General features: G+C 46.5%; 19 protein-coding genes and 1 other annotated feature. Of the genes, 12 read left to right on the top strand and 7 right to left on the bottom strand.

Translation table 11 applies throughout. The features are described from left to right. Positions 1–41: 41 nt before the first annotated feature. The gene (gene ald / locus RQP52_RS01615) at positions 42–1,157 is read left to right on the top strand and encodes an alanine dehydrogenase (protein WP_315949074.1); all 1,116 of its coding nucleotides are present in this window, start codon (positions 42–44) and stop codon (positions 1,155–1,157) included. Between the two features lie 45 nt (positions 1,158–1,202). Here the strand turns inward: ald and RQP52_RS01620 are convergent, their stop codons facing one another. The 3 genes from RQP52_RS01620 to RQP52_RS01630 are packed head-to-tail and all read right to left on the bottom strand — an operon-like array spanning position 1,203 to position 3,778. Continuing rightward, a complete protein-coding gene (locus tag RQP52_RS01620; RefSeq protein WP_315949075.1) occupies positions 1,203–2,060 on the bottom strand; it encodes a MetQ/NlpA family ABC transporter substrate-binding protein in 858 nt (285 codons plus the stop codon). Between the two features lie 30 nt (positions 2,061–2,090). Further along, positions 2,091–2,753, bottom strand: a complete 663-nt coding sequence (locus RQP52_RS01625) for a methionine ABC transporter permease (RefSeq protein WP_315949076.1) — start codon at positions 2,751–2,753, stop codon at positions 2,091–2,093. Next, positions 2,750–3,778: a methionine ABC transporter ATP-binding protein gene (locus RQP52_RS01630; protein WP_379175159.1), complete on the bottom strand. Its 1,029-nt coding sequence runs from the start codon at positions 3,776–3,778 to the stop codon at positions 2,750–2,752. The genes RQP52_RS01625 and RQP52_RS01630 overlap by 4 nt, the downstream gene beginning before the upstream one ends. Positions 3,779–4,021: 243 nt before the next feature. On the opposite strand from RQP52_RS01630, the gene RQP52_RS01635 reads away from it, so the two are divergent. Together RQP52_RS01635 and RQP52_RS01640 are read left to right on the top strand one after the other, a co-directional pair. Beyond that, on the top strand, positions 4,022–5,683 hold the full coding sequence (locus RQP52_RS01635; protein WP_315949078.1) for a hypothetical protein: 1,662 nt from the start codon (positions 4,022–4,024) through the stop codon (positions 5,681–5,683). An 18-nt stretch (positions 5,684–5,701) separates the two neighbouring features. After that, complete coding sequence (locus RQP52_RS01640) at positions 5,702–6,661, top strand: acetylxylan esterase (RefSeq protein WP_315949079.1); 960 nt, start codon at positions 5,702–5,704, stop codon at positions 6,659–6,661. Between the two features lie 53 nt (positions 6,662–6,714). On the opposite strand, the gene RQP52_RS01645 is transcribed toward RQP52_RS01640, so the two are convergent. Further along, on the bottom strand, positions 6,715–6,918 hold the full coding sequence (locus RQP52_RS01645; RefSeq protein ID WP_127449519.1) for a YrzA family protein: 204 nt from the start codon (positions 6,916–6,918) through the stop codon (positions 6,715–6,717). A 182-nt stretch (positions 6,919–7,100) separates the two neighbouring features. On the opposite strand from RQP52_RS01645, the gene RQP52_RS01650 reads away from it, so the two are divergent. The 9 genes from RQP52_RS01650 to RQP52_RS01690 all read left to right on the top strand — a co-directional run bounded on the left by RQP52_RS01650 (position 7,101) and on the right by RQP52_RS01690 (position 20,844). After that, a complete protein-coding gene (locus RQP52_RS01650; protein WP_315949080.1) occupies positions 7,101–8,852 on the top strand; it encodes an ABC transporter ATP-binding protein in 1,752 nt (583 codons plus the stop codon). Next, the gene (locus RQP52_RS01655; protein WP_315949081.1) at positions 8,839–10,641 is read left to right on the top strand and encodes an ABC transporter ATP-binding protein; all 1,803 of its coding nucleotides are present in this window, start codon (positions 8,839–8,841) and stop codon (positions 10,639–10,641) included. The genes RQP52_RS01650 and RQP52_RS01655 overlap by 14 nt, the downstream gene beginning before the upstream one ends. A gap of 311 nt (positions 10,642–10,952) precedes the next feature. Next, a complete protein-coding gene (locus RQP52_RS01660) occupies positions 10,953–12,623 on the top strand; it encodes a pyridoxal phosphate-dependent decarboxylase family protein (protein ID WP_315949082.1) in 1,671 nt (556 codons plus the stop codon). Positions 12,624–12,628: 5 nt separating this feature from the next. After that, positions 12,629–14,398, top strand: a complete 1,770-nt coding sequence (locus RQP52_RS01665; protein WP_315949083.1) for a methyl-accepting chemotaxis protein — start codon at positions 12,629–12,631, stop codon at positions 14,396–14,398. Positions 14,399–14,568: 170 nt separating this feature from the next. Then, complete coding sequence (locus tag RQP52_RS01670) at positions 14,569–16,803, top strand: GDYXXLXY domain-containing protein (protein WP_315949084.1); 2,235 nt, start codon at positions 14,569–14,571, stop codon at positions 16,801–16,803. Between the two features lie 68 nt (positions 16,804–16,871). After that, a complete protein-coding gene (locus RQP52_RS01675; protein ID WP_315949085.1) occupies positions 16,872–17,744 on the top strand; it encodes an EamA family transporter in 873 nt (290 codons plus the stop codon). A gap of 48 nt (positions 17,745–17,792) precedes the next feature. Continuing rightward, positions 17,793–18,013, top strand: a binding site (T-box leader). Positions 18,014–18,067: 54 nt separating this feature from the next. Continuing rightward, positions 18,068–19,954, top strand: coding sequence for an arginine--tRNA ligase (locus RQP52_RS01680; protein WP_315949086.1), 1,887 nt, complete (start codon positions 18,068–18,070; stop codon positions 19,952–19,954). A gap of 17 nt (positions 19,955–19,971) precedes the next feature. After that, the gene (locus RQP52_RS01685) at positions 19,972–20,121 is read left to right on the top strand and encodes a hypothetical protein (RefSeq protein ID WP_315949087.1); all 150 of its coding nucleotides are present in this window, start codon (positions 19,972–19,974) and stop codon (positions 20,119–20,121) included. A 90-nt stretch (positions 20,122–20,211) separates the two neighbouring features. Then, positions 20,212–20,844, top strand: coding sequence for a hypothetical protein (locus tag RQP52_RS01690; protein ID WP_127449537.1), 633 nt, complete (start codon positions 20,212–20,214; stop codon positions 20,842–20,844). Between the two features lie 57 nt (positions 20,845–20,901). On the opposite strand, the gene RQP52_RS01695 is transcribed toward RQP52_RS01690, so the two are convergent. From RQP52_RS01695 to panD, 3 genes are all read right to left on the bottom strand, one after another. Then, entirely contained in the window at positions 20,902–22,113 is a 1,212-nt protein-coding gene (locus RQP52_RS01695) for a threonine synthase (protein ID WP_315949088.1), read from the bottom strand. Positions 22,114–22,243: 130 nt separating this feature from the next. Further along, on the bottom strand, positions 22,244–22,978 hold the full coding sequence (locus RQP52_RS01700) for a YheC/YheD family protein (RefSeq protein WP_315949089.1): 735 nt from the start codon (positions 22,976–22,978) through the stop codon (positions 22,244–22,246). Next, a complete protein-coding gene (panD, locus tag RQP52_RS01705) occupies positions 22,971–23,372 on the bottom strand; it encodes an aspartate 1-decarboxylase (RefSeq protein ID WP_315949090.1) in 402 nt (133 codons plus the stop codon). The genes RQP52_RS01700 and panD overlap by 8 nt, the downstream gene beginning before the upstream one ends. Positions 23,373–23,434 lie beyond the last annotated feature (62 nt).

The raw sequence follows: 23,434 nt of genomic DNA on the forward strand, positions 1-23,434 counted from the left end.
CGGATCCTTTTTCGTGGGTCCCTAGGAGAGGTAGATGCAGAATGATTATTGGGGTACCTAAGGAAATAAAAAATAATGAGTTTCGTGTAGGCATGACGCCTAGCTCCGTGCTTTCTTATACAAAAGCAGGGCATGAAGTGTTGGTAGAAACCATGGCAGGTCACAGTATCGGGTTCACGAATGAAGATTACGTACAAGCAGGAGCGACGATTGTCGCGGCAGCATCGGACGTTTGGGCAGCTGAAATGGTTGTCAAAGTAAAAGAACCGCTTCCAGAGGAGTATGGCTACTTCTATGAAGGTTTGATTTTATACACGTATCTTCACCTTGCACCTGAGGCTGAATTGACACATGCACTAGCTCGCAACAAGGTAACCGCAATTGCGTACGAAACCATTCAGTTGGACAATGGCAGTCTACCATTATTGACGCCAATGAGCGAAGTAGCAGGCCGCATGTCCGTCCAGATCGGCGCGCATTTCTTGGAGAAAGCGCACGGCGGCAAAGGGATTCTGCTAGGCGGCGTACCTGGTGTTGAGCCTGGAAAAGTAGCTGTCATCGGCGGTGGAATCGTAGGAGCAAACGCAGCGAAAATGGCGATTGGATTAGGCGCTGATGTTACGATCGTGGATCTGAATCCGGATCGTTTGCGTCAATTGGATGATCTTTTCCAAGGACGTGTGAAAACGATCATGTCTAGTCCATATAATATCGCTGAAGTCGTGCGGCAAGCTGATTTGGTCGTCGGCGCTGTACTTATTCCTGGCGCTCGCGCACCACGTCTCGTGACGGAAGAGATGGTCAAAACGATGAGTCCCGGCAGCGTAATTGTGGACGTTGCGATCGACCAAGGCGGTTCCATTGAGACGATAGATCGCATCACAACGCATGACCAACCGACTTACGAGAAGCATGGCGTCATTCACTACGCGGTGGCGAATATGCCTGGTGCCGTAGCTCGCACGTCGACATTGGCGCTGACGAATGTGACTACGCCTTACGGCTTGCAAATTGCCGGCAAAGGGTATGTGCAAGCTGCACTGGACAATAGAGCCATTGCCAAAGGGATTAATGTTGTAGCGGGGCACGTTACTTACAAGGCTGTCGCTGAGGCGCATGGCTACTCATATACGGACATTCTTTCTCTTTTAAAATAAGTATAAAAAAACCGTCAGGAAGTTCTTCCTGACGGTTTTTTTATATTAGAACGCTGGAACGATAGCGCCTTTGTATTTGTCTTCAATGAACTTTTTCGTGTCAGCGGAGTTCAATTCTTTAGCCAGTTTTTGCATAGCTTCGGAATCTTTGTTGTCCGGACGAGCAACGAGAATGTTCACGTAAGGGGAGTTTTTGTCCTCGATGAACAGCGCATCTTTCGTAGGATTCAAGTTTGCTTGAAGCGCGTAGTTCGTGTTAATCAGAGCCAGATCGAACTCACCGATCGTACGCGGCAGCATAGCCGGGTCAAGCTCTTTAATTTGAAGTTTTTTGCTGTTTTCGACGATGTCTTTCACAGTTCCTTTAATGCCAACGCCATCTTTCAGTTTGATCAAACCGTTTTTCTCCATCAAAGCTAGCGCACGGCCCGCATTGGACGGGTCATTCGGAATAGCGACAGTCGCGCCATCTTTCAACTCAGCAGCGGATTTCACTTTTTGAGAGTAAGCACCGAACGGCTCAATGTGCACGCCTACGACTTTTACAAGATCTTGCTTTTTATCAGCATTGTATTGATCAAGGTAGGGTTGGTGTTGGAAAAAGTTTGCGTCCAATTGTTTTTCAAACACTTGCACATTCGGTTGTACATAATCGTTGAATTCGATGACTTCCAGGTTAACGCCTTGAGCTTTCATTTTTGCTTTGATACCGTTCAAAATTTCAGCGTGAGGAACGGAAGACGCGCCGACTTTTAAGGTTACTTCTTTGGCAGGCGTCGTAGCGGCTGGTACTCCAGAAGCAGCTGGCGCTGTGCTAGCTTGGTTCTCAGCCGGTTTTTGCCCACATGCGGCAAGTGCCAGAATGAAGAATAGAGCAACAAGTGAAACAGAAAGCTTTTTCATGATAAAATGACCTCCAATAATCGTGATGTCTTATTTGCGGTTGTATTTGGCGACCATGCGATCCCCAAGCATTTGTAAAAGCTGAACGAAAACGACAAGGATAACGACAGTGACAATCATAATATCCGTACGGAACCGCATATAGCCGTAACGGAGCGCAAGATCGCCAAGCCCGCCTCCGCCTACGACGCCTGACATGGCGGAGTAGGAGAGCAGCGCAACAGCCGTTACGGTAACGGCTGAGATCAAGCCCGAGCGCGCTTCCGGCAGCAGCACGCGCCAGACGATTTGCCATGGCGTTGCGCCCATCGACTGAGCGGCTTCAATGACGCCGCTCTCGATCTCGCGCAGCGCGGATTCAACCAGCCGCGCCAGGAAGGGCGCGGCGGCGATCACGAGAGGCGGGATCGCGCCTTTAACGCCGATCGTGGTGTGCACGAGCGCCTTCGTGATCGGAAACACCGAGATCATGAGAATAACGAAGGGCACGGAGCGCAGGATGTTCACGATCAAGGAGAGCACCCCATAAAGCGGCATATTTTGCAACAACTGTCCTTTGGAAGTAAGGAATAAAATAATGCCAAGGGCTAAACCAATGATGATGGTGAATAGGAGCGACCACCCCAGCATGACAAGCGTATCGCCGGTTGCTTTGGCAATCTCAGCCCAGTTAATCTCCCAGGTCATATTCATGGGGCTATCACCTCCACATCCATTCCTTCTTGCTTCAATTTAGCAATAACAGCCTCGATTTCCTCTTGATGTGCACCGGATAATTGCACGACCAGTTGGCCGTACGGCACTCCTTTCATGGAAGAAATGGTGCCTTGTAAAATAGCGAAGGTGACATTCGTCGATTTGACGGTCTCGAAGAGAATCGGTTCATACGTCTTAGCCCCGATATACGTAATTCGAATGACGGTTCCTTGCGTATTTTCCCTGTTCAGGTTCATACCGTCTTCAGATACGCTGCTTGCGAAATCAGCTACCTGTCCAACAAAATCCTTCGTTACCGGATGCTGAGGTTGAAGGAACACATCTAGTACTTTCCCGGTTTCGACGATCAACCCTTTCTCCATGACAGCAACGCGGTCACAAATCGCGCGAATAACCTGCATTTCATGCGTAATCAACAGGATCGTAATGCCAAGTTTCCGGTTAATATCAAGCAGCAGAGCGAGAATGGCATTCGTTGTCTGCGGATCAAGGGCAGAAGTGGCTTCGTCGCAGAGCAGAATGTCCGGATGGTTAGCTAGCGCTCTGGCAATACCGACACGCTGTTTCTGTCCACCCGAAAGCTGGTTAGGGTATTTACCGGCATGGTCCTGCAGACCCACCAATTCAAGCAGCTCTTTAATCCGTGCTTTTATTTCAGCTTGACCCATACCGGCCAGTTTCAGCGGGAAAGCGATATTATCGGCAACCGTAGAGGAGGATAGCAGATTGAAATGCTGAAAGATCATGCCGATCTTGCGGCGCTTTACTTGCAGCAGCTTGGCATTTAAACTTGTCATGTCTTCGCCGTCGATGGTGATGCTGCCCGAAGATGGACGTTCAAGTAAATTTACGCATCGCAGCAAGGTACTTTTCCCGGCGCCGGAGTGTCCGATGATGCCGAAGATTTCTCCGCGATCGATATGTAAATGGATCTGCTGGATGGCCGGTACACGTCCCGGTATATCCTCGTACACTTTTTGTAAGTTCTCGATATGAATCAGGATGAATACCTCCTATCCCAAGCAAATAATGATGACTATATATTTTGACCAACGGTAGATCATTTTATAAGAAATTGTAAAGGGAAGCAACAGCCAAAATATGAAAAATGAATGTTCCAACACGCATTGACGATGCATATGTTTGCATATAAACTTAAGTTAAACGTTTCAACTAAAAAAGATAACGCTTTATTATACAAATAAAACGTTATCTTTGATGAAGGACGCAAGGGGATGACAAATTTGACGAATTTGCAACAAAGACAAAACGAAATCAAATCAAAGGTAGCCGCAGCGGCCTATCAACTGCCAATACTAGAAAGCGGCTTCTTATTTCTTCAAGATGTTCGAGATAATTTCTATTATGCTTCTTATTTATTTGCCGCTTCGCAAGAGCAAGAAATGGAATTTACCGGTGACCGCCAATTGGCAAAAAGCAAAGCGGAAACCATTCTCCAACGTTTACTTGAACTACAGGATCAGGATGCGCAAAGCCCAACTTACGGACATTGGCCGTTAAATTTAAAACCAACGCCGCAGGAAGCTTCTAAAAACACACTCCCCGTGGAATTGATGGGAAGTTTAATGGTTTATTTTTATGATCGATACTCAGCCGTGCTTAGCGAGCCTTTACGCAGCTCATTTGAGGAAACGCTTCAACATATTTATAAGAGCAATTTTTACCGAAAAAAGGTTGAGCATTACAACCATCACGAAGCCAAATACACGGCTGCCAAACTCATTTTTGGGCAGCACTTTGAAGATAAAGAATTGTTGGAGGATGGTATTGCAAGCTTACGCCTTACACTAGATCGAATTACCTCAATCGGGATGTCCGAGTACGGAGGGCTGCCGTGGTTCTGGCATTGGGTGCAGGCATTTACGTGCGCATGGCAGCTAATGAAGGATCAAGCGCTGAAAGGGCAGCTCGCTCAAATGCTGGATTATTTGTGGCGTATCCGCTCGACGTATTATTTGAGAGGGGCATGGGTAGGACCTCATTCCAGAATTTGGCCGCATGATATGCCTAGGGATACGAATGTCCTGCATGATTATGTGCAGTATGGGGATTTTACGCTCCCTGAGGAAATGCCTCGAACCGAATTTGCAGGTTTCCTTGCGTATGAAGCTCCAGCGGATGCTCGTGAACTCGCCTTGCATCGCAAGGCTCCAGTTGAAGTGAAATTCCAAATTCCCAAGCAGGCGGGAACAGCAGCTAATGATGAGGATGTGCTTCATAGCTATGTATATATCACAGAAAGTTTCGCGGTAGGCGGTATCTACGAGCGCATGCTCGAGTTTGACAATGAGCAGCATCGCTGGGATATTTCGCTTCCCTTGGATGCTGTGACAGGCGTCAATCATGCTTATTTTTTCCATCCAGCTCCTGGAAATAAAGAAGGAGATTTGCGGCATCAGAGCGAATTTTCAGAAGTGTTTTTTCACCGGAATACCGTCATTGCTGATTATCAAATTCCCGAAAGCCAGCAAGATCAGATTATTGGCTGTTTGCCGGCAGGAGAATGGGTGGAAGATGAGCATGCTTTGTTCGGCTTTTGTGGACATGCATACATGGCTGTCTATATTCAGCAGTCGTATCAGAGGGAAGTGCTTGCCGACCGTTCTATCATTACGAGCAGCGGCCGCAAAAATGCCGTTGTGATTGAATGCATCGACAAAAAGGATGCGCTGAAAAAGGGGATTGAGGGCGTACGTCAATTCGCAAGCGCTATGAAACATAGGCATCCGGAGCACGTTCAGTCCGATGAGGGCGGAGCCGTATTGACTTACACAACGCTGAATGATGAGGTACTTGTTTTCAAAAGCGACCCTGACCGCGAACTGGGCAGATGGGTTAATGGTCAAGCTGTTCATTTCGCTGCGTACAAGGCCCCTTTAAAATAAAAGAAAAGAGGAGTTATCATGCCATTAGTGGATATGCCGTTAGAGAAGTTGCTCGCTTATGAGGGACGCAATCCCCGACCTGCCGATTTCGATGCTTATTGGGAGCGGGCCATTGCCGAAATGAAAGCCGTTGATCCACAAATCGAGATGCGTCCTAGCGAGTTTCAAGTTCCTTTCGCTGAATGCTTCGATCTTTATTTCACAGGCGTGAAGGGCGCACGTATCTATGCCAAATATATTCGCCCTAAGCACTCATCCACTCCTCATCCAGCTATCGTACAATTTCATGGTTATTCGGGTAATTCCGGCGATTGGTCGGATAAAGTTCAGTATGCCGCTTTAGGGTACTCGTTTTTCTCCATGGATTGCCGTGGGCAAGGCGGCTTGTCCGAAGATGTAGGAGGCATGAAAGGAACTACGCTCAGAGGTCATATCGTGCGCGGATTGGACGATCATCCTGATCAATTATTATTCAGGGATATTTTCCTTGATACAGCGCAGCTGGCTGGTATTGCGATGAGTATGCCGGAAGTGGATGAAAAGCGTGTAGGAGCGATGGGAGGCTCCCAAGGCGGAGCTTTGACGATTGCATGCGCCGCGTTGGAGCCGCGTATTAAGCGATTGGCGCCGGTTTACCCGTTCCTTAGCGACTATAAGCGCGTATGGGAAATGGATTTGGCGAAGGATGCCTATCAGGAGCTGAAGGACTTTTTCCGCCGTCATGACCCGCAGCATAAACGTGAAGAGGAAGTTTTCACCAAATTAGGCTACATCGATATTCAAAATCTAGCCGGGCGAATTCAAGGAGAAGTCATGATGGCTGTTGGGTTAGCCGACACAGTATGTCCGCCTTCAACGCAATTTGCCGCTTACAACAAAATCAAATCGCCTAAAAGCTACGAGCTGTATCCGGATTTCGGACATGAAGGTCTTCCCGGCTTTAATGATAAGACGCTCCAGTTCATGCTGGGCTTATAATGCAAAAAATGACTCTCTCATCGATCGGATGGGAAGTCATTTTTTCATGTCTATTACGATTTGAAATGGACAACCGCACTGTAGAGCATTTTACCTGCATTGGGGTCGAATGTGGTGTGGTGTTGAACGGCATAGACACTCAGTAAGAGCGCTTTGTTATTATCTACTTGTTCGTTGATTTGCTTCTCAAGCGTTCGCAAGTCATAGGCTTGAAAGAACTCAATTTTATTGTCAATTCGGTCTAATATAAAATCCATCTCCGTAATCCTCCTAGGCAACATATGTGAATATTAGATGACTTCTCTATTATAACGTCAATATCTGATATAGGAAGTGGCTTTGAATAGGCGTATACTGTAGGGGGACGCCTAGCAAGATACAAATGTTCCTTCGGAATACTTATTATTCCAGACAACAAGTATTAGGAAGTGATGTCGTTTTGAAGTCAACTAGGTTATTATTTGATTTCCTGAAACTGAAATGGCCGTTGTACATCGTAGCCGCATTGTCAATCTCTGTAGGCAACATTGTATATTCGTATTACCCTAAGCAGCTAGGCGCATTTACGGATCAGCTAAAGGTTGGGGGCTTGAGTAGAGATTTAATTGTGACCTACAGCGTGCAGCTCCTGATGATTGGTATTACATTCGGTGTTTTAACAGCAATTGGACAGTATTTGATTATGCGAAACGGAAGACGATTCGAGTTCGTCGCCAGAAACCGATTGTTTGATCATTTTACACAGCTGGGGGCTACTTTTTACTCCAAAAATGGCGTCGGCAAGCTGCTGAGTTATGTGATGAACGATGTGACAGTCATCCGGGAATCGATCTCCATGGGAATCAACCAGATTGTGAACTCGGCGATTTTAATTATTGCTGTTGTAGTGACCATGCTCTTCAGTTCAATTCCTTTGTATTTAATTCTTGTAAGTATTTTGCCTTTATTGCTTATCCCGATTCTAAGTGTGAAATTTCAACCTATTATCAAAAATCGTTCCTTACAGGTTCAAGAGGCTTTAGGCAAAATGACCGAGTCAGCCGAAGAGCAGTTTGGCGGAATCCGTGTTACGAAAAAGTTCGCGGTCGAACCGATCATGATTGGCAGGTTCAGTGCAACGGTAGACCGGATTCGCGACAACCAACTGAGACTGGTTCGTCTGTCTTCCCTATTTGAAGCATTAATTCCGTTTCTGGGCGCAATATCGCTTATTATCGCGATTGCATTTGGGGGCTATTTGACGATTCATGGTCGGATTACGATTGGGAATTTCGTTGAACTAACGCTATACATACGGATGATGGTCAACCCGCTTCAGCAGATCGGACGTGTTATTAATGCCATGCAGCGGTCCAAAGCATCGCTTGAGCGGATCAATGAGCTGCTTGATTTGAAATCGGAAGTTGTGGAGTCAGAGTTGGCACAACCCTCTCACCTCGATCAAGAGGGGATTCGGATTGAGCATTTGTCCTTCGCTTATCCCGATGATGAGGATGAAGTGCTCCATGATATTTCCCTGACTATTGAGCCGGGTAAATCGATTGGCATTATCGGTAAAACAGGAAGCGGCAAATCCACGCTGGTGAAGCTGATGCTGCGGATTTATGATCCTCCTGAGGGGACCGTTTGGATCGGGGATACCGACATTCGGGATGTAACCTTGGAAAGCTTGCGCAATCAAATCGCCTATGTGCCTCAAGAGGGCTTTCTGTTTAGCACAACCATCCGGGACAACATCGCTTTTTACAAACGGGAATTACCGCTTGAGCACGTAGAACGCGCCGCCAAAAATGCGCAAATCCTGAACAGCATTATCTCCTTTCCCGAGAAGTTTGAGACGAAGCTGGGGGAACGCGGGGTGACTTTGTCAGGTGGCCAGCGCCAACGAACGAGCCTTGCCAGAGGCATCATCAAGGACTCGCCGCTCATGATTCTGGATGACAGCGTTAGCGCAGTGGATTCTGTAACAGAGAAGCATATCATCGACACGATCCGTAAAGAACGTTCCAACAAAACGACGATTTGGATTGCTCACCGGATATCGGCATTAAAGCATACGGATGAGATCATTGTGCTTCACGAAGGTCGAATTGTTCAGCGCGGCACACATCAAGAACTTATTGCGCAGGAAGGCTTGTACGCCGAGCTTCATGCGATACAGGAAGGGGGCAGCCACGATGTCGCGGAGTAAAGAGAGCAGCACCAATGAGCCGAAAGCCGTGAAAACGTCCTTCCGTGCTTTATCCGTTTATGCCAAACCGCATTGGTTGACATTTGCAGCCGTTCTGGTGTGCGCCTTAATGGGCATCGCTGCCGACTTGTTTCAACCCTATCTCGTGAAGATTGCGATCGATGATAACTTGATGATCGGGAAAAATGATTATCATGGACTGCTGATGATTTGTCTGTTCTATGTAGGACTTTCGGTAAGTTCATTATTTTTCAGTTACTTGCAGAACAACTTGCTGCAATTCGCCGGCCAAAGTATTGTAGCCAAAATCCGCAAGGATTTGTTTCAGCACATTTTCAAGCAGTCGATGTCGTATTATGACAAGACGCCTAGCGGCAGTCTAATCACCCATGTATCCAGCGATACAGAGACACTGAACCAGTTCTTCACGCAAGTTTTGTTAAGTCTGGTGCGCGATGGCATGACCTTGATTTTCATCATCGTGTTAATGTACCATCTGGATCCAACGCTAACGTTATACAGTATGATTGTCATTCCAATCATCGCGATTATTGCTATCAGCTTTCGCAGATATATGCGCAAAACGTATCAGCTTTCCAGGACGCGATTGTCTCAAATGGTAGCCTATGTGGCTGAAAATTTATCAGGCATGCATCTCATTCAAGCGTTCCACCAAGAGAATGAACAAATGAAACGTTTTGTAGATCGAAATTCAAGCTACTTTCAGGCAAACTTGCGGGAAATCCGTACGAACGTGTTGTTTAACCGATCTTTTGATATTTTGGGGAATCTATCCGTAGCTTTTATCACATGGGTCGGTGGAATGGCTGTATTTGATAAAACGATTGAGTTTGGTGTGCTTTATGCGTTTATTACGTATATTCGGCAGTTTTTTCAACCGATTAATAACATTACGCAGCAGTGGAATACCCTTCAGTCTACAACGGTGTCAATGAACCGGATCTGGAACATTTTTGCTACCCAGCCGGAAGTAAATGACAAGCAGGACGCGAAAACGATTCCGTTGACCAAGGTGAAGGGCGAGATTCATTTTAACCATGTGAAGTTTGGTTATTTAAAGGATATCTCCGTTCTTGAAGATCTTGAGCTTCGAATAGAACCTGGCGAAATGATCGGGATTGTCGGCACGACGGGAGCGGGTAAAAGTTCGCTTATTTCCTTGCTCTGCCGCTTCTACGATGTGCAGGAAGGAAGCATCCGGATTGATGGCACGGATATTCGGGATATTGCGCAGGCTAATTTGCATCGCATGGTCGGGTTGGTCCAGCAGGAGCCCTATTTATATGCAGGAAGCATTCTCGATAATGTGCGGATGTTTGATGAATCCGTTGCGCGTGAGGATGTCATCAAAGCCTGCCAATTGGTGGGTGCTGACAGTCTGATCACGAGGTTGAAGGATGGATACGAGACGCGGATCTCGGAAAGAGGAAGCGGCTTGTCTGCGGGTGAGAGACAACTGATTTCTTTCGCGCGGATCATTGTTTTCCAACCGAAAATATTGATTCTCGATGAAGCTACGGCGAATTTGGACTCTCAGACGGAGCAACTGATTCAGACAGCTCTGCAGATTGTTGCGGAAGGAAGGACAACACTTGTGATTGCCCATCGGATCTCGACGATTATTCATGCGAATCGCATTCTGGTTATGAGCCAAGGTCAAATTGTAGAAGAAGGTAATCATACTGAATTGCTTGCTCTGCATGGTTACTATGAGCAATTGTATTTGCACTCTCACGGGAGTATAGACGCGGCGCAATCCATTTCTTAGCTTTAGTCCACAAAATGAGATAGCCATAAAAAGCTTTATCACGTTCCTTATGGGAATGCTGATAAAGCTTTTTTTTACCCTATTATTCTACCAATGGTTATTAAATGGTAACGATTCAACTATATAACAAAAGTACTATATAAGTATAATATTTGGTAAATTGTGTTGTTATATTCAATTTGCTGTACTATACTATTGTATAAAAATGTAAGGATTTTGTCGGCTATTGTCGAAAGAAAGGAGGTTTGCTGCAGCTAGACGTTATTCAGTATGTTTTCTATAAACGATTCTATCCGATAGGAGAGGAAATTATGAGAGAGAGAAGATTGCCGAACGTACAGAAATTGTTTCCCAGTGAGAATGGCAACCAGCAATCACGCCAGATGATTATGCGATTCGTTGAACAAATTTTGACCGGTGTCGATGTGTTGAAAAATCCGGATGGCGTCAACCTCAGAGGCGAAAAAGACCGCACAGACCGCTTTTATAACAACCTCATCCAACATAGCGCGATCCCCTCTGAAAGCATGCCGATGGAGGTAGTCAACTCGGAGTTATTGGCCCTGCTGCACAACCATCCTTATCATACCAAATATTTTCTAACCAATATTCTGCCGATGGCTAGTATACCGGGAATTGTTGGCATGCTTGCAGCGTTCATGGTCAACGGCAACAATCTATGGGATGTGTACGGTCCAGCAGGAGCCGAAGCGGAAGTAAAAGTTATCAGCATGATGTCGAAATTAATCGGGTATGATGCCATGAAAAGCGGTGGCTACACAACCTGGGGTGGTCAGGGAGCTGTATTCTCAGGACTGCGTATAGCGATTGCCAAATTTGCTCCGGAAGCCTTGCAGAAAGGCGTTCCCGACAATTTGTACGCGTTTTGTTCCGATGCTGCCCATTACAGCTTATTCAAATCTGTCGAGGCGACAGGAATCGGAACCGATAAATTAATCCGGGTTCGAACGAAAGCTGACAGCTCCATGGATGTAAATGACTTGAAGCTTAAGATGGAGGAGGTCATCGCCCATGGTGGAATCCCGATTTACATTGTTGCGACAACAGGTACGACGGATGCCATGGGGATTGACGATTTGGAGATGATCCAGGCAACAGCCGGCAAGGTTGCTGCACAGTTTGGGCTGCAAAAACCACATATCCATGCGGATTCGGCGTTGGGCGGATTTTTTGCTTTCTTCCAAGATTATGATTTCACAGCTAATCCCCTAGCGTTTAAAGCTGAGGTATTGCAAGCCTTACAAGCTATACATAGCCGGATGAAACATCTGCATTTGGCGGATTCGCTTTGCTTTGATTTTCAAAAGCTGGGGCAAACCCCTTATCTGACAAGTCTTTTTCTTGTCAAAGAAGCTGCGGATCTAACGTTGATGGACCTGCATCCGGACGAAACGCCATATGTCGGACATCGAGGTTATGGCCAGTATCATACAGGATATACACTGGAATGCTCTCGCATGGCTAGCTCAATCAGCATCTACAGCGCTCTTCTTGCATTTGGCATTCAAGGGTATCAGCAGCTGTTAGCGCAATTCGTTGAGGTTAACCTTGCCTTCCGTGAGGCGCTGCGTTTGGAAATCCCGGAGGCCGTTATTGTTAATGCGGATAATCCCGGTATTATCACGTTATTCCGGCTTTATCCAGAAGGAGGCTCCCGTTTTCAGGAAGAGGTTTCGGGCGCTTGTTCGCTAAGTGAGATTGAACGTAACAACAAGTTTAATGAAATCCTGTTTGAAATTCTTGGAAAGCAGCGGGACCGCATATTTTTCGGCGACACCAAAAAGCATTTGCTGGTGCCAACGAAAGAGGGGAGTTTTACAGCTTTATATGCGACCAAAATTTTCGTGATTTCCCCCTATACGGAGGTTAAGCATGTAGTGGAAATCGTGCAGTATTTGAAAACATTTGTCTCACAAGTTTTTGAGAAATATGCCGAAGCATCTACGATACACGGGAGGTAACAGAAGTGGTTACGCAAAAGCAAGCTCTGACAGATAAAGGGAAACTTTTCAATATGAAAGCAGTGAACTGGGTTCGTGAACATATTGCCGTAAAAATGACGCTCAGCATTGTTGTGCTGTTGTTAGTTGTCAGCTCGGTATTCTCATTGTCCGGATACTGGGTGAGTAAAGGATTAGCGACGAAGCTTGAGGATCAATTTGTTCTGCGGTTAACGTCAAATATTCAAAACGTATCCAACTATTTAGCTGTCATTCCTGAGCGACCTGAAGATATAACAGACACCAAACACCCAGGCTACGTGCGAATAAAAAAACAATTCGAGGAGTTCAAGAAGCATGATACGTTGGAGAACGTGTATGTATTGACCAAAACTCCCACGAAAGAACAGATCGTAATTTTAACGGGTGTTGCCGATGATTACGGAATCGAATACCCGTTTACACCGGAAATGAATGCGGCAATAGCTCAAGATAAACCCATGGTCAGCAATATTTATAAAGATGAATATGGCATTCATAAATCGATATTTGTACCGCTCAGAAACAAAAATGGTGAAAACGTGGGTATCATTGGTATTGATTTGGATGCGAGCGTTATATCCAAAACCTATCAAGAAATGTTCTGGACGATGCTGAGCATAACGCTTATTGTTTTGGCCATTGGCAGTTTGATCGCCTACTATATTAATCGTAGCGTAACCAAACCGGTCGTTCATCTCATGCATGTCACAGAGAAGGTCGCAGCGGGTTACTTAACTGAACAAGTTTCCATTGAGCGCACCGATGAGATTGGTAAACTGGCTGCTTCATTTAATGTGATGCGCAGGAACTTGGAATCGCTTATTCGCCAGATGTATGATTCCTCCCATATTATCACTCATACAAGTGAGCAATTGTACCAATCCGCGGATGAGTCAAGCTCCAGTGCAGGACTGGTTGCAGTTTCTATGAACAGTATGTATGACGGTGTGGCGGAAGTTGTAAGTTCCATATCAGAGAGCACGTCATCCATCGTTGAGATCAACTCCGAACTGACGGAAGTCACGACGGAAGTCAAAGAGATGCAGGAGATGGCGCATAAAGTTGGGGCGCAATCGGTTGACGGTCAGCAGCTCGTGGAGAAGACGCTGCATCAGATGAATGTGATTCAGCAAGAGATGAAGTCGTCGCATGAAGCCGCTCTTCAATTAGGAAATCGTTCGAAGGAAATCGGAGCGATTATCAACATTATTACGGAGATTGCGCAGCAGACGAATTTGTTGGCTTTGAATGCTTCGATTGAAGCGGCTCGCGTTGGCGAGCAAGGCAAAGGATTTGCCGTTGTTGCCGGTGAGGTGAAGAAGCTGGCGGAGCAGTCATCGAAAGCTGCAAGCTCGATTACGGAGCTTGTGTCCGGCACTCAAAAAGACAGCCGGCTGGTCATGGAAAGCATCGTCCAGGGTAATCATGCTGTTGAGCAAGGGCAGACCTGGATTAATGATACATATGAAAATTTCAAAGTCATTTTCAATGGTATTTCCGTGTTTTCCGAGCGGACTGATCATTTGTTGAATACGCTGGAGAGAGCCGTGCGATCTTTCGAGATCATCTCCCGAGTGATGCACAAAATTTCGGGCATTACCGAAGATCAGTCTGCCGGGTATGAAGAAGTTGCAGCCGCTGCGCAAGAGCAAAGCGCTTCGATCGAAGAGATTACATCGGCGATTCGCCAATTAGCGGAGATGGCGGTTGAGCTGCAAAAGTCGGTGAAAAGCTTCAAGCTATCTGAGCAGTGAATCATGGTTAAAAGTTGACTAGCCAGCTTCTGGCTAGTTTTTTTGTGTTTAAGCACATAAGCTAATGAATGATTAGCTAGGCTAATGATGGGGTACTAGGAATAGTTAGTACTTCTCAAAACGTATAACTCAAGTACAATGAGAATTAAGACGAGAGGGGGTTATGCATCATGAATTCGAAATGGATTACGATTCAATTAGGCTATGTACTGGGAGCGAGTTCCTTGCTAACGGCCATTGTATATTTCTTCGCAACCAACTGGGAGCAATTAAACCGCTGGGAAAAGTTTGCGCCCGCCTTTTTGCTTATTCTAGGCTTCTATGGATTATCGGTTTGGCTTTCCCATCAAGCGGGTCGGCAATTTCTAAGCAGGCTTAGCTTGTTTGCAAGCTGCGTTTCCTTTGGTGTAGGAGCAGGGCTCATTGGTCAAACCTACAACTCTCATGCTGACAGCTACACGTTGTTTGCGATCTGGTTTATTCCGGCCTTTCTTTTTGCCATATGGACGAGGTGGCAGCCCTTTTACATCCTGTCGTATATTCTTGGACATTTGGCTTATTGCTTTTACTTTTTCCCGCAAGGGCAAGGAAGATCAGATTCGGAAGGCGTCCAAATCGCAATCTGGGTAGGATTAGCTATTGTGAATGGTATTCTCTATCTGCTAACAGAGCGTGGGAAGTTAAACTCGTCCTTTTTGAAATGGATTTCATTTCAAGCGGTAATAGGTATACTGCTCATGCTTTCAAATTCATACGCATTCGAAGATTACGGGGTGTTCATGAATCTCCCCCTGATTGTCGCTCTTGCGGCAGCGGTATGGTATTCCCATAAAATGCGCAACAAAGCCTATCTGTTGTTCTCAGGCTTATGGATTTCAGCCACGATTACATTTAAATACATTGAACTCATCGTTCGCCATTATAATGAACTTTTTTTCATCATAAGTTTGCTGTTTGTCATTGTATTCATCGGGGCAAATGTGAAGTTCATGTCATTTATCCGGGCATGGCAGCCTGCCGAGAAGGCAATGAATGATGGACTCGAAGGTGAGGCAGGAGAGGGAGCCAAACCGGAAGGGGATTTTACCAAATGGGTTGTGCGTGTTCTCACGGTTTCCGTCGTTATTATCGGATCGCTGCTAGGCAGCCTGACGGTAATCGGGATTGTTACGTTGGTGCTGGGATTTGAAAACCCTGAGAATGTGTTAATGGGTTTTGGACTTGTCGTTGTGACATGCATGATCTTTTTGAAAAAGTTAAATGCGCTAGTGAGGTACACCATACTCATCAGCGGACTGCTTCTTGGAGCGGGAGCGGCTGTGTTTGCAGAAAATGTCCCAGTTCTATTCGCTTTCTTAGCGCTTACAATCGCCGCGTTTATCTACATTGCCGGTATGGTGCATCGGATTTTTTTCTTACTTGCAGCAATTTTAATCACAGCTGCGATACTAACCAATTGGTTCGATAATAGTATTGTCATTTTGTCAGTGATATCTGGTTTATTATTCGTCCTGTTTGCAGGCGGGCAGGTCATCCCGAATGCTGCAGTTAGGCAGCCGGTGCTCTATAGCAGCTATCCATCATTTCTTTTCACATTGTTTGTGTTAACTTTCATGACCGAATCTGCTTGGTATTATGTCACCAACGCCCTGTTCTTTGTTCTAGTTGTGATTGCCTTAGCCGTTAGCAGGCAGCTGCATAGCCGTTGGATATTCGCTTGGTCGATGGGATTCTGGACAGCTTTCCTCGTGTACAAATATTACGATTTAGCCTGGAAGCTGCTGCACAAATCGATTACGTTCGCTATGATTGGGATCTTGATTCTGATCTTTACCGTTTGGTATGAAAAAAGACATCGCCTTGAAGCTGCTGAACCCGAAACGGCTGCTGGGGCAAACGTTAAGGCAAATAGGCTCCTTATTGCCGTGCTGGTGGTGCTACAGATCGCAGCTATGTCGATACAAATTGGCAAAAGTGAGTGGCTGCTCTCTCATGGACAGCTCATCAAGCTCCAGCTTGAACCTTTGGACCCGCGTTCGCTTATTCAAGGGGATTACGTACGTTTGCGCTACACGATTTCTGAGCCGCCTATTTCCGATATGAAGAACGGTGATTTGAGATCTATGAAAAAAATATCTGTCGTACTCGCTCCGAACACAGCTACAGACGTATACGAATTCAAACGTGTCTATACGAAAGGGGAAGAACTCGCCCCGGGAGAGGTCCGCATGAACGGTACCCTGCAAGGGTACGAGCGGATTGAATACGGCATTGAAAATTATTTCATTCCGGAAGGAACGGGCCGTACCTACGAACAAAATGCCAAGTTTGCGGAAGTGAAAGTTTCTGCAAGTGGTGATGCCATTCTTGAGCGCCTTGTGCTGCAACAAAGTGTTGTTCAATAAAGATTAATGTGGTAAAATTACCCGATCTTTGCAAGCAAAAGAGAGGGGTAGCTGTTCGGATGTGGCTCATGTATTCCGTACTTGCGGCTTTCAGTTTCGGGCTGCGAGGCATTCTGTATCACTGGTCCAGCCAGCAATCATTAAACCGGAATGTGCTGCTATGCGGCACATTTTTCATGGGGGCGTTAATTAGCGGCAGCTGCGCCCTTCTTTTACATCAAGCTTGGACCGTGCATGCGCTGATTGGCGTTCAAATGGGACTGTTTTCCTTCGGGGCCAATGCCAGCATGTTCGAAGGTTTTGCCGTAGGGAAAGCGTCGTTGGTCGCGATTCTCACCGGTCTGCCTTCCGTTGTTGTGGTATTCGTTGCATATCTGATTTGGGATGAACGACTTAACATCATGCAGTTTCTAGCCTTTGTCATTATTGTTATCGGGATTTTGGTCGTGCGTTACTCCAATGATATTACGCTCAAAAATTTGCAAGGCGCCGGCTGGGGAGCACTGGCATTGATTCTATTTGCCGCCAATGACTTATCCAGCAAGTGGACGACCTTGGTAGCGGCCCCGTTGTTTCCAACGTTATTCTGTATGTTTGCTACTGGAACCGTTTGCTTTGGTTTGTGGTGGTTGCGAGATCAGAAGCAAGGTAATCATCATCATGCACAGGTTAAAGTGGCAGCCACCACAGGCTGGACGGAACGACGGACTTTTCTATTTGGCATGATCGTGGGCATTACGAATGTGGTCGGCATGATTTTCATCCTTCATGGATTTGATCATGGCAAGGCAGGCCTAGTTTCAGCTGTTGTTGCATTGAATGTACTGATCGTTCTTTTGTACACGCGTTTTGTCTTGAAGGATAAATTTTCAAAGATGGAACAGTCTGGATTGGCCTTAGCGTTTATTGGCATCTTAATGATGAAGTTAGTTGCCTCTTGACAACTTCAGCATATTAAAGTAATATTCAGTCAATTCATAACTTGATATGTAACATTGATGAACAGGACAGTAGTTCTTGTCGGACAGTCGCAGCGAGCCGGAATTGGTGGGAACCGGTACGAATGTCAGGAACGAAACGGACCTGGGAAATGGTCTTCCGAAATGAGCAGTAGGGAGATCCGGCATAAGCCGTTATCGTTGGAGGGGTTAAATCTGTAGATTTAACACTTAGAGTGGTACCGCGGGAATGAACAGCTCTCGTCTCTTATTTAGAGACGGGGGCTTTTTTGCATGTAAAAGAGGTCATTTGGGAGGAAAATACGATGATTCAGCAGCTATTAACCGTTGAAATTGAGCAGCACGTCGAAGCCATGTTTCAGGAATCCGGTACGCAGCGTCCAGCTACTTTAAAAATTTTCACCGAGCATCCGGCGCACCCGGAACATGGAGATTACAGCTCCAACATTGCTATGCTTTTGGCTAAAATATTGCGAAAGTCCCCCTTGCAGATCGCCGGGGAGCTTCAAAGCCGCATCGAACAGAACGGGCTTGTTCAAGGTTTGTTTAGTAAAGTAGCTGCTGTTGCACCCGGCTTTCTGAATTTTTATATCAACTGGGATGCTTGGGCTAGTGGGGAATATCAAGCTCCAACGAAGCGCACCAGCAGTAGCAAACAAAGCAAGGTGTTGGTGGAACATACCTCCATCAATCCTAATAAAGCCGCGCATGTCGGTCACTTGAGAAATTCCTGTATCGGTGACTCTTTGTCGCGTATGCTCTCGCATGCCGGGTATGAAGTGGAGGTTCATAATTATATTGATGACCTTGGGAATCAATTAGCCGATACGGTGGTAGGCATTCTTCATACGCAAACCGAGGGGAGTTTTCCGCGATTCGGAGATTTTTGTTGGGAAACCTATGCTAAGGTGAATCAGGCCTATAAAGATCAGCCGGCGTTAGCCGAGCAGCGTTCTGTGGTTCTTCATGCCATTGAAAGCGGGACATCGAATCTTGCGTGGATGGGTGCTTTGGTTGCGGAGCGAATTGTGCGTGAGCAGTTGGATGAAATGAAACAATTCGGCATTTCCTATGACGTGCTGGTTTGGGAAAGCAGCATTGTTCGTGCAGGTTTTTGGGATACCACCTTTGAGCTGCTGAGCCAAACGGAGATGTTTCATAAGGTGACGGAGGGGAAACTGGCAGGCTGTTGGGTACTGAAGAACCTAGAAGAAGGAGGAGAAACCCCAGCTGACAACCAAGATTTTCAAGGGGATAAAGTGCTTGTTCGTTCAAATGGCATTCTCACCTACACTGCAAAGGATATCGCGTATCACCTGTGGAAATTCGGACTGCTGGAAAATGATTTTGTGTATAAAAAATGGGAGGATGGCTTATGGTCAACGGCTGCCCAAGGAAGTAAGAAAACGATCGGGCGCGCAGATATGGTCATTAATGTCATTGACTACCGTCAGCAGTATCCGCAAGAGATGGTAAAGTTGGCTCTTGAAGTGCTTGGTTATCAGCAGCAGGCCAGTCTACTCAAGCATGTAAGCTACGGTGTTGTTTCTTTAAGTCCCGATACAGCGGCAGGGCTTGGTCTGGATACTTCCGAAGGCAAAAGTTCCTACGCGATGTCAGGTCGTCAAGGCATTGGCATTAAAGTCGCAGACCTGCTTGATCGCATGGAGAAAGTGATCGATGCCAAACGATCAAGAAAAGCGGGAATCTCCAGCAGATCCATCGCCGCGGCTGCGATCCGTTACTATTTGCTGAAATATCAGCTGCAAACCGAAGTGATTTTTGATCTCGAGCAGGCGACTGAGGTGACTGGGAATACAGGCGTTTATTTGCTTTATGCCTACGCCAGAGCGAACCGTATTTTGGATAAAGCGAAGGCGGACGATCGTCTGCAAGCTATAGCGGCCACGTTCCATGGACCCCTTCTGGAAGATCAGGAGTACCAGCTGCTGAGGCATATCGCTTACTGGCCGGAAACTTTGGAGAATGCCACTGCACAGTTGGCTCCTAGTTTGATTTGTCATTATGCGTTTGAATTAGCCTCTCTGTTCAATCATTTTTATAGCGCATGTCCGGTTTTAAAAGGGAGCGAAGCGAGTATTTCCCACCGCTTGTGGATCACACAAACGGTGAAAGCTACCCTTCATGAAGCGCTTGAATTGCTTGGTATGCCGACTCCTAAGCGACTATAGAGAGGGGTTGGTGATGAATGCAGCGTAAAACAAACAAAAAATCGAGCTACAGCAGCGGAAAAACAAAAGTGAGAGTCAGACAATCTGCGAGCGCAACCATTGGTCAAGGCGGGAACTCGATCTCGGTAAACGCTTCTGAGGTTGGCGTCGTCCGCATTCGTCCTTAAAAATGCAACAATAGCTTTCTGATCTGGATTAAATGCGGTACAATAGGGATATTCGTGCCAATATGAATGATTCAGGAGGCTTTTACCACAATGACAGAAAAAGAGATCGAAACACAAACCGAAGAAAATAACGCACAAGATTTGGAACAAGAACAGGCCCAGATCATTATGACTTGGTTTCAGCACATAAACGAAGTTATGAAGGCGCAATTTCCCGAATATGAAGTCGAGGGACAAATCGGAAATAACCCAACGTATGGCCCGATGTTTGCTTTTACACTTAAAAAAGATGAGAAGTTCACATCATGTGGATTTTTCCTCAATGAAATTATGAGAAACTTCCAAACCAATCCAAACGCCGGACTCTGGCTTTCTTCCTTCTTTGTGGACTTGCTGAGAAGCCCGGAGAATCATCCGCTGCCTAATCCGCCGCAAACGGAAGACCAAGCAAAAGAACTTCTGGATAAACATATTGTTCCTTACTGCGCATCAGCTGTTCGTGAAGAATTCCCTGATCAAAAGATTTATGTTGATTTAGAGCTTCATGAAGAGCATGGTCCGGTTCTGGAAGCCGGCTTCGTTGCAGTGCAAGACGGGAACAACACTTGCGCCCTTCCGTTGCAATATTTAATGACTTTATTCTTATTGAACCGTGATCCGGCTGAGCCTCTGATTCAAGCGATGTACCGTTTGTATGAGGAAAATAATTTAGGTCAAGCTTAGTTTCGCTAAACATAAAAGAACCGTCAGGAGCAATTCTTTCCTGACGGTTTTTCTTGTTTAACGCCCAAGCGACTTATAATCCGCATAGCTCCTTATCCTTGGAACGGAGGACATAGTTTCCAATTGCGTATATTTCATGGCATGCGAAGTGTTAAACAGCACGACAGAGTCGGTTTGACGCAGCCAGCCACTGTCACAAAGCTCGATTAAGCCTGCCCAGGTTGCAGAACCTTCTGGCGATGAAGAAATGCCTTGAGCGCCTAAAGCACGTGTGGCATCGGCGATCTGGCTCTTGGATAAGGCGAGCGCTGTACCGCCGCTTTCCTTAACGATCGCTAAGATCAGAGGCAAATCAGGCGGCTGGGGCACTCGCATACCTGTCGGACTAGGCTTTTGGCCTGCTCCGGCTTGACCTCTTGCAGCTTGCGGCAGCAGGCCGTCGACGATGGGTTGGCAGCCTTCTTCCTGCACGCAAACGAACCGTGGCATGGGTCCGTCAACCCAACCAAGTGCTTTGAGCTCATGATAGGCTTTCCACATGCCAATAATTCCGGAGCCTCCGCCGGTCGGATAGATAATAACGTCGGGAAACGTCCATCCGAGCTGCTCGGCGAGCTCAAGTCCCATTGTTTTTTTGCCCTCTACGCGCCCAGGTTCCTTCAAAGTGCCGACATTTACCCAGCCTTGCTCCTGCTTGCCGGTTTCAATAATCGCTGCGGCATCATGGATTAAGCCATCCACAAGAAAGGTTTCCGCCCCATAGAGTGGACACTCCTCTACAATGAGCGGTGGGCAATCCAAAGGGATGAATACCGAAGTCTTAATCCCGGCATGGCTCGCATAGGCAGCGAGTGCGCCAGCGGCATTGCCATTGGAAGGAACCGCCGCTCGGGTTGCTCCCGATTCTTTCAGGAGTGAAACGGCGACGGAAAATCCTCGTGATTTGAAGCTTCCCGTCGGGTTCTGTTCTTCGCGTTTAATCCATAGCTGCCTAACGGGCAGCTTTTGTTCCCAATTCTGTAAGCGAACTAGCGGGGTCCAGCCTTCGCCTAACGTGATGATACAATCCGGGTTGCTCACCGGAAGCAGTTCGTTGTATCTCCACATGGATGGGTAGCGAGTCTGTAATGCTTCCTTCTTCAATGATTTGCTCAAGTGCTCCAAGTCGTAATCGACCAATAACGTGCCGCCGCAAGTACATTTCATGTCTTGATAGCGGAAAGGGAGCTTTGCCGAACATCGTGAGCAATAAAGCCCCAATTGTTTCATTCTCTGGGCCTCCTCGCCGTTTTCAGCGGGAAAACGAATGGTTAGTTAGCATGAATTCGCGTCTGCAAACTCTAATGTAGATTATTACAGCCGGGAGAAGATGGAGACGGCTTGTGTCTCTTGCATGTGTTTATTTTTTGTGAAATGACTTGATTCTGCGGAAGAGCGACTTATCTTTTAGTTTCAAAAACAGTTCCAGCATCGGCGCATAGTTGACCTCAATGATCCAAACATGCCCCGCTTTGTCAAAAGCCATGTCGATGCCCATCGTTTTTACCCACCGGTAGGAGGGTCCAAGTGTGGCAGCGCTCTTAAGTGCGACTTTATCAAGCTGTGCCAGCAGATCGGCGGATCGCATGGATTTTAGCTGAGAGTGTTTGAGAGCATGTTCCACAGATACAACTTTGCCGCTGCTCATACGGATATTCGTCACGATAAAACCGGCACCGGCGACTTTGGCCAGCTTACCGGTTACTTGCCACTTCGAATGGGGGTGTCGCTGCACCATCACACGGAGATCAAAAGGCCGCCCGTTAACGGTAGCAAGTGAAATGCGCTGCTGGACAATGAAATTTTTGCCGTTTTTCTTTTTGAGAAAGGCGTTTACTTGATCTTGATTGGTAAATCGTTTCTTTTTCGCCCCGTCTTGGAGTTCGTATTCGGAATTTCCCGATTTTTTTATTCGAATGACGCCATGTCCGCCATAGCTGCCTGTAGGCTTAATAATAACTTGTTCGTATTTGTTCAGAAGTCGCCAGAAGCTGGATTCTTTCAGCCATTCGGTTTCAGGGAGGTTCACGCGGAGCTTCTCCGATTTGCGGAGCAGCTTGTATTTCGTCCACTTACTGGTGCTGAGTTTACTCATAGGACTTCACTTCTTGCTCTTGGATGATGACGTCATGTTCCTCGACCCTGATAACCTGATTCTCTCCATCTACAAATACAACCTGGGGCTTTAAGGAGGCAATTTCAGCTTCATTCATCAAACCCATACTCAAAATGATGACAAGATCTCCGGGTTGGAAAAGATGAGCGGGCGGACCGTTCAGTCCGATTTTTCCGCAGCCTTCTGTCGCAGGGATTGCGTATGTTTTCCATCTTGTGGCGTTGCGTAGGCTGGTAACCTGAACCATTTCATAGGGTGAAATGTTCGCTTTACGCATTAACAAAGCATCTATGGTAATGCTTCCGACGTAATTCAGATCAGCTTCCGTTACCGTAGCGCGGTGGATTTTACCTTTACACATTAGTCGCTGCATATGCAGTAGCTCCTTTATCATCACATTGGGTGTTCATCACAACGTATGAATAGGGCAAGTCA

Origin of the sequence: Paenibacillus violae, from assembly GCF_032461945.1 — a bacterium.
Lineage (GTDB): Bacteria > Bacillota > Bacilli > Paenibacillales > NBRC-103111 > Paenibacillus_E > Paenibacillus_E violae.

Excerpts from the sequence above, each read along its gene's own strand:
- ald (WP_315949074.1), top strand. The coding sequence starts at position 42 with ATGATTATTGGGGTACCTAAGGAAATAAAAAATAATGAGTTTCGTGTA.
- RQP52_RS01620 (WP_315949075.1), bottom strand. The coding sequence starts at position 2,060 with ATGAAAAAGCTTTCTGTTTCACTTGTTGCTCTATTCTTCATTCTGGCA.
- RQP52_RS01625 (WP_315949076.1), bottom strand. The coding sequence starts at position 2,753 with ATGAATATGACCTGGGAGATTAACTGGGCTGAGATTGCCAAAGCAACC.
- RQP52_RS01640 (WP_315949079.1), top strand. The coding sequence starts at position 5,702 with ATGCCATTAGTGGATATGCCGTTAGAGAAGTTGCTCGCTTATGAGGGA.
- RQP52_RS01645 (WP_127449519.1), bottom strand. The coding sequence starts at position 6,918 with ATGGATTTTATATTAGACCGAATTGACAATAAAATTGAGTTCTTTCAA.
- RQP52_RS01655 (WP_315949081.1), top strand. The coding sequence starts at position 8,839 with ATGTCGCGGAGTAAAGAGAGCAGCACCAATGAGCCGAAAGCCGTGAAA.
- RQP52_RS01660 (WP_315949082.1), top strand. The coding sequence starts at position 10,953 with ATGAGAGAGAGAAGATTGCCGAACGTACAGAAATTGTTTCCCAGTGAG.
- RQP52_RS01670 (WP_315949084.1), top strand. The coding sequence starts at position 14,569 with ATGAATTCGAAATGGATTACGATTCAATTAGGCTATGTACTGGGAGCG.
- RQP52_RS01675 (WP_315949085.1), top strand. The coding sequence starts at position 16,872 with ATGTATTCCGTACTTGCGGCTTTCAGTTTCGGGCTGCGAGGCATTCTG.
- RQP52_RS01680 (WP_315949086.1), top strand. The coding sequence starts at position 18,068 with ATGATTCAGCAGCTATTAACCGTTGAAATTGAGCAGCACGTCGAAGCC.
- RQP52_RS01685 (WP_315949087.1), top strand. The coding sequence starts at position 19,972 with ATGCAGCGTAAAACAAACAAAAAATCGAGCTACAGCAGCGGAAAAACA.
- RQP52_RS01690 (WP_127449537.1), top strand. The coding sequence starts at position 20,212 with ATGACAGAAAAAGAGATCGAAACACAAACCGAAGAAAATAACGCACAA.
- RQP52_RS01695 (WP_315949088.1), bottom strand. The coding sequence starts at position 22,113 with ATGAAACAATTGGGGCTTTATTGCTCACGATGTTCGGCAAAGCTCCCT.
- RQP52_RS01700 (WP_315949089.1), bottom strand. The coding sequence starts at position 22,978 with ATGAGTAAACTCAGCACCAGTAAGTGGACGAAATACAAGCTGCTCCGC.
- panD (WP_315949090.1), bottom strand. The coding sequence starts at position 23,372 with ATGCAGCGACTAATGTGTAAAGGTAAAATCCACCGCGCTACGGTAACG.